Genomic DNA, 2,527 nt, shown 5'->3' with positions numbered 1-2,527 from the left:
CGCTGCCGTTGCGCGCAATCCGATGATGGTTGGGGGCACGACGGCGTTTCTGATCGCGCTGTTTTTCGTGTCGGCGAATGCGATGTGGTATCAGCCGCACTTCCACAAAGGCGCGTTCTTTCCGACGCGCGACCTGCCGCAGAACGCGCTGCCGCTGGAGGGCGACGCGCCGGTTCAAAGGAACACGACCACGGGCGAGGCGGTGCCGTCCGGCGACCCTACGGTGCAGCAGGTGCAGACCGTGCTGCAGGACCTCAAGCTTTATCGCGGCAAGGTCGATGGCGCGCTGGGTACGGATACGGCCGAGGCGATCCTGACCTATCAGAAGATCGTCGGGCAGCCGATGACGGGCGAAATCGACGACGCGCTTCTGTCGCAACTCGGCGTTACCACCAGCACGGGCAGCACGGCTTCGATCAGGCCGGCTTCGACAACTCCGTCGGCTGCTGATCCGATTGCGCGCGCCCATGAAGCGGCGACCGGCTCCGTCGCGGCATCCGGCCTGCCGACGCAGGAGCGCATCAGCCGCATACAGGCGGGACTGCGCGCTTTCGGGAATGAGAGCGTGGAGATCGACGGCATGGTGGGCACCAAGACCCGCAATGCCATTCGTGAATTCCAGTCGCTGTTCGGCTTGGCTGTGACCGGCGAGCCCGACGAGGAGCTCTACGTCAAAATGCGGGAAATCGGCCTGACCAGTTAAGATCAGGCCGATCGCCGACGTCGTTTAAACGAGTTCGCCGAGCGTGGTGGCGTCGAAGTTCTTCAAGCCGGCTTCGTCCTGCGCGCGGATCTTCGTGACCCATTGCGGGTCGGCGATCAGGGCACGGCCTACCGCGATCAGATCGAACTCCTCGCGCTCCATGCGCTGCAACAACTGGCTGATGTCGCTGCGCTGCGAGTTCTCGCCCTTGAAGGCACCCATGAAGTCGCTGGACAGGCCGACCGAGCCGACGCTGATCGTGGCGGCACCGGTGAGCTTCTTGGCCCAGCCCGCGAAGTTCAAGCCTTCCGGCCCATCGACATCCGCAAATTCCGGCTCCCAGAAGCGGCGCTGTGAGCAATGGAGAATGTCGGTTCCGGCTTCCACCAGAGGCACCAGCCAATCCGCCATTTCGTCCGGCGTGTGGGCAAGACGGGTCGTGTAGTCCTGCTGCTTCCACTGGCTCAAACGCAGGATCACGGGGAAGTCCGGTCCGACGGCAGCGCGCACAGCCTTGACGACCTCCACGCCAAAGCGCGACCGCTCCTTGAGCGTTGGGCCTCCCCAAGTGTCGGTGCGCTCATTGGTGCCGCTCCAGAAAAACTCGTCGATGAGATACCCATGGGCGCCGTGGAGTTCGACCGTGTCGAAGCCGAGACGCATGGCGTCGGCTGCCGAGCGCGCGTAGGCCGCGATCGTGTCGGCGATCATCTCTTCGGTCATGGCGATGCCGTGGGGCTTGCCGGGTGCGAGGAGGCCGGAGGGGCTTTCGATCGGCCCGGGCTGTGCCCAATCCAGGCCCTTGATGACCGTGGAGCCGGTATGCCAGACCTGCGGTCCCATCTTGCCGCCAGCGGCATGAACCGTGTCGATGACAGTCTTCCAACCGGCGAGAGCGGCTTCGCCGTGGAAGAAGGGGATGCCCGGATGGTTGCGCGAGCCGGGACGGTCGATCACGGTGCCTTCGGACAGGATCAGGCCGACATCGCCTTCTGCGCGGCGGCGGTAATAAGCGGCGTTGGTTTCCCCGGGGATGCCCTCGGGGGCAAAGGTGCGCGTCATGGGGGCCATGACAATGCGGTTTTTCAGTTCAAGCGACTTCAGTTTGAACGGCTGAAACAGCACGTCGACATTCGACAAAGACATAAAGCAAAACTCCGTGAATTTACGCGGCTGAGGTATACACTAGATACCAGGTGTCAATGAGGCACCTGAGCGACACCAGGTAGGCCGGAAGATACCAGGGTCCCTTGTTGCAACGAACCGAGAGGGGAAACGATGCCGTCAACACCAGCAAATTCCGCAGGCGAGAAGAGCCCCAACCGGGTCATTCTCGATCAGATCACCGACAAGTGGTCGATCGCGGTGCTGGCCGCCCTGTGTGAGCGGCCGCTGCGGTTCAACGAGGTGCGCCGGCAGCTGGGCGGCGTGACGCAGAAGGCGCTGACGCAATGTCTGCGCCGCCTGGAGCGCAATGGCATCGTGGCGCGCCGGGTGCTGTCAGGCTCGCCAATCGCCGTGGAATATTCGGTGACTCCGCTGGGCGTGACGCTGAAGGAGCCCTTCATGGCCCTGAACCAGTGGACTCTGGACCATATGGCCGAGGTGCATCGCGCGCAGGACGTGTTCGATGCAAGGCGTATGGATGAGGCGGCCTGAGATGCGGCTGACTTCGGACTTCTTTGTTTCGGCGCTGACGCGGCGCGTGTTTGGCGATGGCGGCTTTGCGGCTGTTGTTCGCAAGGGTGCGACGGAAGCGGGCGCGGTGTTCGTGACGACGCGCAACCGCATGGGCGAGGTGACCCTGTTCGGGCCGGCGCCGCA

At 63.8% G+C, this 2,527-nt stretch carries 3 protein-coding genes and 1 pseudogene; 3 read left to right on the top strand and 1 reads right to left on the bottom strand.

The window, feature by feature from the left end:
• Nucleotides 1–703 (top strand): peptidoglycan-binding domain-containing protein (locus RTX98_RS17845; protein WP_312798146.1); only part of this gene is annotated, 703 nt, incomplete at its 5' end.
• A gap of 24 nt (nt 704–727) precedes the next feature.
• Here RTX98_RS17845 and RTX98_RS17840 read toward each other — a convergent pair.
• A complete protein-coding gene (locus tag RTX98_RS17840; RefSeq protein ID WP_312798145.1) occupies nt 728–1,849 on the bottom strand; it encodes an NADH:flavin oxidoreductase in 1,122 nt (373 codons plus the stop codon).
• A gap of 132 nt (nt 1,850–1,981) precedes the next feature.
• Here RTX98_RS17840 and RTX98_RS17835 point away from each other — a divergent pair, with 132 nt between their 5' ends.
• Nucleotides 1,982–2,362: a helix-turn-helix domain-containing protein gene (locus tag RTX98_RS17835; RefSeq protein WP_312798144.1), complete on the top strand. Its 381-nt coding sequence runs from the start codon at nt 1,982–1,984 to the stop codon at nt 2,360–2,362.
• A gap of 1 nt (nt 2,363) precedes the next feature.
• Nucleotides 2,364–2,527: pseudogene (locus RTX98_RS17830) on the top strand (DUF1491 family protein); the annotation flags it as partial.

The sequence above is a fragment of the Tianweitania sp. genome (assembly GCF_032053605.1).
Taxonomy (GTDB): domain Bacteria; phylum Pseudomonadota; class Alphaproteobacteria; order Rhizobiales; family Rhizobiaceae; genus Tianweitania.
The sequence above is the reverse complement of the archived record's forward strand: the minus strand, read 5'-3'. Positions and strand labels throughout refer to the sequence as shown.